Annotated in this window: 5 protein-coding genes and 1 pseudogene; 1 reads left to right on the top strand and 5 read right to left on the bottom strand. The window is 40.1% G+C overall.

Annotated elements, in window-relative coordinates:
* Positions 1–39: 39 nt before the first annotated feature.
* From NG798_RS26265 to NG798_RS26285, 5 genes are all read right to left on the bottom strand, one after another.
* Complete coding sequence (locus tag NG798_RS26265) at positions 40–2,493, bottom strand: hypothetical protein (protein ID WP_261226683.1); 2,454 nt, start codon at positions 2,491–2,493, stop codon at positions 40–42.
* The gene (locus tag NG798_RS26270; protein WP_261226595.1) at positions 2,493–2,807 is read right to left on the bottom strand and encodes a hypothetical protein; all 315 of its coding nucleotides are present in this window, start codon (positions 2,805–2,807) and stop codon (positions 2,493–2,495) included. Before NG798_RS26270 ends, NG798_RS26265 begins: the two co-directional genes overlap by 1 nt.
* Before the next feature lies 1 nt (position 2,808).
* The gene (locus tag NG798_RS26275) at positions 2,809–3,372 is read right to left on the bottom strand and encodes a hypothetical protein (RefSeq protein WP_261226684.1); all 564 of its coding nucleotides are present in this window, start codon (positions 3,370–3,372) and stop codon (positions 2,809–2,811) included.
* Between the two features lie 440 nt (positions 3,373–3,812).
* Entirely contained in the window at positions 3,813–5,699 is a 1,887-nt protein-coding gene (locus NG798_RS26280) for a PAS domain S-box protein (RefSeq protein ID WP_261226685.1), read from the bottom strand.
* A 9-nt stretch (positions 5,700–5,708) separates the two neighbouring features.
* Positions 5,709–6,944, bottom strand: a complete 1,236-nt coding sequence (locus NG798_RS26285) for a hypothetical protein (RefSeq protein ID WP_261226686.1) — start codon at positions 6,942–6,944, stop codon at positions 5,709–5,711.
* Positions 6,945–7,100: 156 nt separating this feature from the next.
* Between NG798_RS26285 and NG798_RS26290 the strand changes: the two are divergent.
* A pseudogene (locus tag NG798_RS26290) lies at positions 7,101–7,693 on the top strand (hypothetical protein); the annotation flags it as partial.

The raw sequence follows: 7,693 nt of genomic DNA on the forward strand, positions 1-7,693 counted from the left end.
CATAACTGTTTTCCTCGAGTTAGCTTTTGGTATATCTTATCATATTTTTGTCCTAACCTTATGCCGTAGTGCTATACCTACCAGACGGGTGTTGATATTCTGGAAAACTTTGGCAGCGGCTGGACTTTTAGCAATCGTATCCGGGTCTTGTGCTGATAAAATTACTCTGATTCCTGATTTTGCACCATTGGCACACAACCGGCCAATTAAATTAGAAATGGCAGCAAATTCAAACAAAATCGGGCTTTCATCAATGAAGAAAATTGAGGCCGGTGCTGACAATGCTTTTCTTAATGCTGCTGAGTATGCCGATTGGGCAATAATTGCTGCATCTTCATCATTTGATAAATTCCGCAGTGCAAATACCAGTAATTGAGCATCTGTACGGAAGGTAGATGGTTGAGCAATTGCTTTCCCTACTCTGGAAGTTTCCCAGAATCGCAACCGCAATTTTATTCGCTCAATTGCTGTTTTAGTATCCCCAGGAACTGCATCTAATCGCAGTCTTTCTTGGGAACAATAACCAATGAAATCGCTTAATGTTGGCATTGTTTGCCATTCAGGAGAACCTAACCCATATTTAAAGGCTTCGGCATAGCGATCACGGATTTGTACATCACCAAAAAATGCTTTTAATGCCAATCCCAATACACTGCGGATAGTGTCTACCAAGACTGTATTTTCTGTTTGACCGGCCCTTGTTCCGAGTACCATTCCCTGTAAAGCGGTGAGCAGAAAGTCTAGGTAATCATCCATCCGTTCTTTCTGCATTTTGTCTGGTAATCCTTTTAAATTAGGTAATTCAAAAAGATTATTAGCCTCAGAACCAATATCGAAATAAGCGCCTTCTTTACTCAGAAAATGGGTATAATCTGAGAATGTTGATGTCCCATCTGGTTTAGGATAATCTAGGATTACAACTGGCATTTCCATCGCTAAAGCGTGAGTAATGATACCAGAGGCTAATACTGATTTACCGCTACGAGTTGTCCCAAATAAACCTACATTACGATGAGCTTTGTAGAGGTCAATATGGACGGGTGTCCCCCCTTCTTCTGCTACCAATTCAAACCCAGTTTTATCAGCATCTTTGGTACGCACAAAGGGGATAAGACCGGGGGCTTCTCCTGATAGGTAAAGTTGGCGTCGGTTGAAAGGTACTGCCAGTAATCTATCCCATACTATCGGCAGACATTGCCACCATACTTTCCAAGGATATTCTGTTTCTCTTAATACCCAGGCCGGTGAGACAAACAATGATTGGAAATAACGACAAGCATCATCGAGTTTGCTGCGGGTATCACGGTAAATTAGGAAAGCTAACCCTACATAAATTGGTACGTCACCTTCATAAATAGATTCAAGGGAGGCTACCGATTTCTTGATGTTCAGCATTGCTTTTACATCCACACTTTGTTTCTCTGCTGATAACTCAGTGGCGGCTATTGATTGTTTAGCAATGCGTTGCATATTTGTCTTAATCAAGTTATCATTAGCCCTTGATAATTGACAGACAATTTCAGTATCATAGACGGCATCTCTGGCAATCGCTTCCCAAAGATAGCGCATTTGTCGGGATTTATTAAGCCATCCCCCAGGCTTTTCTAGGAAGGTGAGAACTCCGATATATTTGCCATTAGAATGCACCCACTGCCGGTCAGCCACCGGCACGGAAGATGGGGATTCCATTAAGACGGTTACGGGATGCCATTCGCTGTACACTTCTTCTCGTAATCCAGCTTCATCTAAAACTACGAGTTGCGGAATTTGACGGGGTACTGTTGAATTAAACCGGCACCACAATTGCTCCCACAATTCAGTTTCACTATATGGACGAACAACTAATCCCATTTTATTTGAGAGTAATTGTTGCCATAATTGATAGCCATCCGTGTAGGCTGAGCGAAGAATTTGTTCTATGTGGAAAAAGCGCATTTCGTCATATTCACCAGTAAACTTTTTCCACGATTTTTCTGATTTGAGCAACATTTTTTCGATGGGATCTGCTGCACCAAATGATTCAGGGTCTACGGTATATGAACAGTAGAGACGTAGGTATTTTGGTTTGCGAATACCTTTATCATTTAGCTGGCGTACTCTTGCTCGTTCTGCCATTACTAAATACCGCAGTTCATTGCTAAGAACACCATCAAATAATTGCTTGAGTTCGTTCTGGCGGTCGGTATCGTCAGTAAAGCTGCCTAAATTTACTGTCAGGGTTTCACCGGGTGGGATATCTTTTAAGCCAACCTCAAGTGCATCAAACACTGGATCTATTTCTTCTGAACGTAGGGTGGGATGGACACCCTGACATTCAAACCCAAAAATGATTTTGAAGGCATTTTGACCTTTTTGTAAGAGATACGCCCCAATGTTTGCACCAAAAAAGCCGAACTTTAACATAGAAACCAAGTCGGAGGCATCTTCTATTGGTGTCAGTCGTACTGATTGTTGTTCGCCTGTTCTTACTTTCCTCTTGCCAATTTTTACCATTATTTCCTCGCTTTGGTTCTAACAGTTACCCGTTGATATAATGCAAAGCCTCTTGACCAAGTGGGCACCGGCAGGAATTTGGAAAGAAAACGCCAAGCTTTGCTACCTGTCAGTACCCACCAACTAGAAATTCCCCACGCCATTATTATGCCTGTCCATACCCAATTTAGACCTAATAAAAGCTTACAAATCCAATAAGAAAGCATGGCTATTGCAATCCAAGGTAATAATTGATCTGCTGGAAATGGGCCAAAGTTTGGTTGTGCACCTAGCATTTGATTGACTTTACGAAAAGATGATTTTTCTTCACTCATGTTATGCAGCAGCACCACCAGTAATCACTTGGGTAATAACATCGGCAACTGTTACAGCGACGACAATAATTAAGGGTGTTCTTGCTAAGGTTTGCCAGTCTTGATCTTGCCGTGCTGCTTGTACCACTTGTACCAAAGAAATGCCAACGTAAAGTATGAATAACGCTCGCAATACGTTGAAAACTATGGGTACAACTGTTTCTGCACCAGGGAAAACTCCTAACAGCCAGCTTTCTGCGGCGGTAAAAAATTGGGCACCGGCTGGGGCAGAAAATACCTCAAGCCAAAATATAGCAAACACCCACAAGAATATACTGGGAGATAAACCATAGCGCATCAATATTTTATGGTGCGCTGATAAAAATTGGGATTTCTTACCGTAAATAATCAGCAATCCCCAGAATGCGGCAAGGCTAAACAAGCCTACCAAAATTGATGCAAATGCTCCTCCTACTGCTAAGTTCAGAATTAGCAACACGGTCGCCAATAGCAGTAATTCATTGGTTTGCAAAAGCTGTTTTGTGGGTTTTACACGACCCCCAGAAGAAGCGAATTTTGAAATCATAAAGTGCTCCCTAACACGCACTATCAATATGAATGTTTTTAGAATCACTCCTAATCCTCAAGAGTGCCATCTACCGATAGCAGTAAATTATTTCAAGAGCCTGTCTATGTCTTATTAATTAATAAACACGATTTTAGCGACCGATATCAAGCATTACAGTTTTAAGAAAAATTAAGTAACATTTTTTTAAGAGACAACTCCTGCATTCAAATAAAAATAAACACCAAACACATCAATTAATATCAAACCCTAGATAGACCTATTTCCCCCTGCTATACTGCCTTTAGGAATAGCTAACACCAAACACAACAGCAACTATGACAATGATTTTCCCCTAAATATTTGGGAAATTTAGGGGAAAAAACCAAGAAAAAGTTAGGGGACAAATCTCTAAGGACTTGTCCCCTAATTTATTAGGTTGAAGTTTAGGGGAAGCTTTGTCAGGAATCAAAAAGGGGGCGAGAGAGGAGACAGGCTAAAGCGTGAATAAAAGAGCAGAGTTCTGTATCCCAAGGGGTTTGCTTCCAGAATAGTAAAGCAAACTTAGCTTGGCGGCTTAACTTACTGAAGCGGACAAGATTAGCATCAACTTGTTGGAATTGAACAGCTAAATTGGAAGCCTCATCAGCATCTTCTAACTTCGTAAGCAGAAAAGCCGGAAAATTATCAGTGGTTTCGATATTGCTGACTCCATCACCCCCATCCAACAAACAGCAAACCTCAGCATCCAAAGCATTCTTTATCTCAAAAAGTAGAGATCTGTCGAGTGTTTTTTGCTCGGAGATAGCCAACCTTGAGAGTAACCGAGTCTTCAATTGTTCCCGTTTTAAACTATCAATACTTTCCTTTAGTTGGTAATCAGAATGATAGGCAGAAGTTTTCTCAATAGAGAAGCCTACCACTCCCCTTACTACCCCATTATCATCAACTATTGGCTGGGCTACACTTGAGTACACATGATTTTCTATTTTACTAATCCATTGTGCCGACCGGCCTTGCAAGCCTTCTTTCATTCTATAAAAAACGTCTGGGTAATCTTTATACAAATTAAACACGGACTTTCCTACAACTTCTCCTGGTTGTAAGCCTAGCTTCTCTAGCCCTTTACCCTCTGATAAAGTAAAAATCCCATCAGTATCTATTGCATACAAAATAATATCTGTCCTATCAACTACTGCTTGTAATAAATTTTTATGCTTTAAAAACTGTTCTTTCAATTGGGCTTCATCTGTAATATCTCGGATAATCACCAAAATTTCAGTATTATCAGTCATAGTAATCCTTGCCTCATAATGATAACGCTTTGAATTTTCTTCTAAAGAATAAACCATCTTTTGAGGAGTGCCGGTAATACGGGCATCGTTTATCGCATCCATTGCTCTTGCTGCAACCTCTGCCGGTAAGACGGCAGTCAGGGGTTGGCCAATGATTTTATCTAAAGGCAGATAAGGAGTTTTACCAGATGGTGAAATAAAGTCTATGTAACGTCCCTCACGATCTAGCCTAATTAAAATGTCAGGAACTGCTTTAATTAAGGAAGCATTAATGGCTTCACTTTCTGCCAATTTTTGTTGAGCAAGGAAGCGCTGAGTAACATCCCGACAATTCAAAGTAATACCAGCTATATATGGATTACTGATACAATTAGAGATAACCGCCTCCAGATAACGCTTTTCCCCTTGATTATTCTGGACACAAAACTCTATTGTCATCGATTCTCCATCTGGTGAACCTGATAGCAACTGCAACGCTTTTAAAACAGCCGCTCTATCCGACCAGCATACCCAATCTAGTAGTTTTTTCCTAACTACTACGTCTTCCCCCTCTCCCAGGATGTTTTTCACTGAAGTGCTGGCATAGCAAATTGAGTAGGTTTCATCTAAAATCAAGTAAGTGTCTGTTGAATTCTGGACAAGCATTCTCCATTTTGCCTCAGAAGCAATTAAAGCTTCTTGGGATAGCTTGGTTGTCGTTATATCACTTACCATCCCCACAATAAAACGGGGTGTATGTCCTTCATAAAAAACTTGAGAGCTTCCAATTAAAGTGTGCCATGCTTCCTGATAAAATACTCTAAATTCAATTTCTTCTGAACCTGAAATCGTATTGAAGCTGAGCAATTGTTCGGCAACTGCATAATCTTCTGGGTGTACCATGCCAAACAAAATATTTAGTAGGTTTTCTGAACCTTCTGGTGGCAACCATTCGTGCATGATGCCCAACAATTCTAAATGTTTTCTCTGTAAATCCCAACACCAACCCCCTATCCTCATATTTTTTAGCAAATTGGAATAGATGGGAGCATTTCTACCGTTTAATAAATTCATACTTTCTCCTTACTTCTGCTCAGTTACATTAAACAAATAAGCAAGCATTGTTGTCTCTGGTAGTGTTTTGTGACAAGCTTCTAAACGAACAAAAAAGCGTCGGGCTATTGAACAATTCAGATTACCCACACTCGGCGATTGAGCAACCGCAAATGAAATATCAGACATTAACCCTAAGAGAACACGAGCCCCATAAAACGATTTAATCTGACAGCTATCTCTGCGGTAAGTTAAAATTGTTGTCCGCTCTAGTTTATCCGATAATACTACTAAATTGTCGCTGCTCTTTAACTCCAATTTCTTAGCAGTTACAGGAAACTCGCTAAGCATAACCCACTGCTTCAAGGATTTAATAAATTGCTCACTTTGCTCTGGAACAATATTAAAAACAACTTTTGGAGAAGGTTGCTGAGTTAAATCTATCTTCTTAGGGACTTTAACCTCAGATAAACTAATATCTGAACTCTCACCCATTACCACCCTCTCTCGACCTTGTTTTTCACTTTCCATCGGCTTCTCCACCGGCTTCTCCACCGAGTACAGACGTTCCGGCGGAACTTTACTACCCACCGACTTCTCCATCGGCTTCTCCACTGGCTTCTCAATAACTTGCCCAACAGAAACTGGTTTTAGGGGGGCTGTATTTGAATTCTGAATTTCTTTATACTGACTAACATGACTTACACTGCTATCAACAGAATGAGTAGATGCAGCTTCTACAAGTTCTACAAATTTCCACTCTTTTTTAGAAAAGACTGTAGAAAAACAATCCGGAAAACTATAAGTGACAACGCTTCCATTTACCTCTGCTTTTAAAAAAATATCAGATTCATTCTCAATAAATAAATTTAAAACTTTTACTATTTTTTCACCCACTGAGGTTTTTGCATTTATCGGTTGCATTCGATAAGTTTTTCCAATCTCTAATGGCAATGAACCAATATATTTATCAGGCAGCTTAGATTGATGCTCGGACTGCACGGAACGAGAATGTCGCAAGTAAATATAAACCTTGCCGTTTATCCGCTTTTTTTCAAGATAAAAACTCGCTAACTTAACTTGGGGCGATGGCGATTTTGTTAACTGCTCTTCCAAAATTAGCTCATCTAAATTATCTCTGATTCTCAGTAAATAATCTAAATCAAAAATTCCACTCTCTAATAATCGCATAATTTTCTTAAAGGCTTGATTTGGCGATAAATCCCCAGGGTTAGTTTCTTTACTAAAAGCTGTTTTAAAAACCATATTATCCCGACCTCAACAATCCTTGACAACAATCCTGGCTAATAATCCATACCTTCGATATTAACACAAAATTCCAGCCGCTCCCCACGCCATCGATAGGCTGTACGCAAAAAGAAAAGCTATAAAATTAGAAAATAGTAAATATCCAACTTTGTAATGAAAAAACTGTACCCGGTAGTCATCATCCCCCAAAGTTTAGAAAAGCTGCTCCCTGATAGAAAAAAGCTATCTCCAATACAAACAAATCGAATTCACCTAATAACGAAAACAAAAGCAAGGAAAAAAGATGATTTAGCCTGGCTGTACTGGGCTGTCGTAATCGGTTGTCTTGGCTCCATAGGCTTCCTACTAATACTAGGGGTAAATCCTATAGTCATTATAATATTAGCCATTATTGCTGCTGCGCTAATTGGCTGCATTTTTATTTACGAAAGTTTATATAAGAAGGGTTCACCGGCCTCCCCAGTAGAAACATTCAGCCGGAACGTCTCTCCTTCTTCAGAGGCCGGCGGAACGTCTCTACTCAAACAATTTACGGCTCAATCATTGTTAAAACCGGCCCCACAAAATAGACAGAACACGACCACCGGCCCATCTGAATTATTATTCGAGGATACGCTAAAGAAACACTTTGCAGTCAAGGCCGGTGTACCATTTGATATTCCTGGTTCTGATAAACAATATGTGGCGGATTTTATCGTCATTGATCCCACCACCGGCATTAGTATTGATGTCGAAATTGATGAACC

Origin of the sequence: Ancylothrix sp. D3o (assembly GCF_025370775.1) — a bacterium.
Classification (GTDB): Bacteria; Cyanobacteriota; Cyanobacteriia; order Cyanobacteriales; family Oscillatoriaceae; genus Ancylothrix.

Excerpts from the sequence above, each read along its gene's own strand:
- NG798_RS26275 (WP_261226684.1), bottom strand. The coding sequence starts at position 3,372 with ATGATTTCAAAATTCGCTTCTTCTGGGGGTCGTGTAAAACCCACAAAA.
- NG798_RS26280 (WP_261226685.1), bottom strand. The coding sequence starts at position 5,699 with ATGAATTTATTAAACGGTAGAAATGCTCCCATCTATTCCAATTTGCTA.
- NG798_RS26265 (WP_261226683.1), bottom strand. The coding sequence starts at position 2,493 with ATGGTAAAAATTGGCAAGAGGAAAGTAAGAACAGGCGAACAACAATCA.
- NG798_RS26270 (WP_261226595.1), bottom strand. The coding sequence starts at position 2,807 with ATGAGTGAAGAAAAATCATCTTTTCGTAAAGTCAATCAAATGCTAGGT.
- NG798_RS26285 (WP_261226686.1), bottom strand. The coding sequence starts at position 6,944 with ATGGTTTTTAAAACAGCTTTTAGTAAAGAAACTAACCCTGGGGATTTA.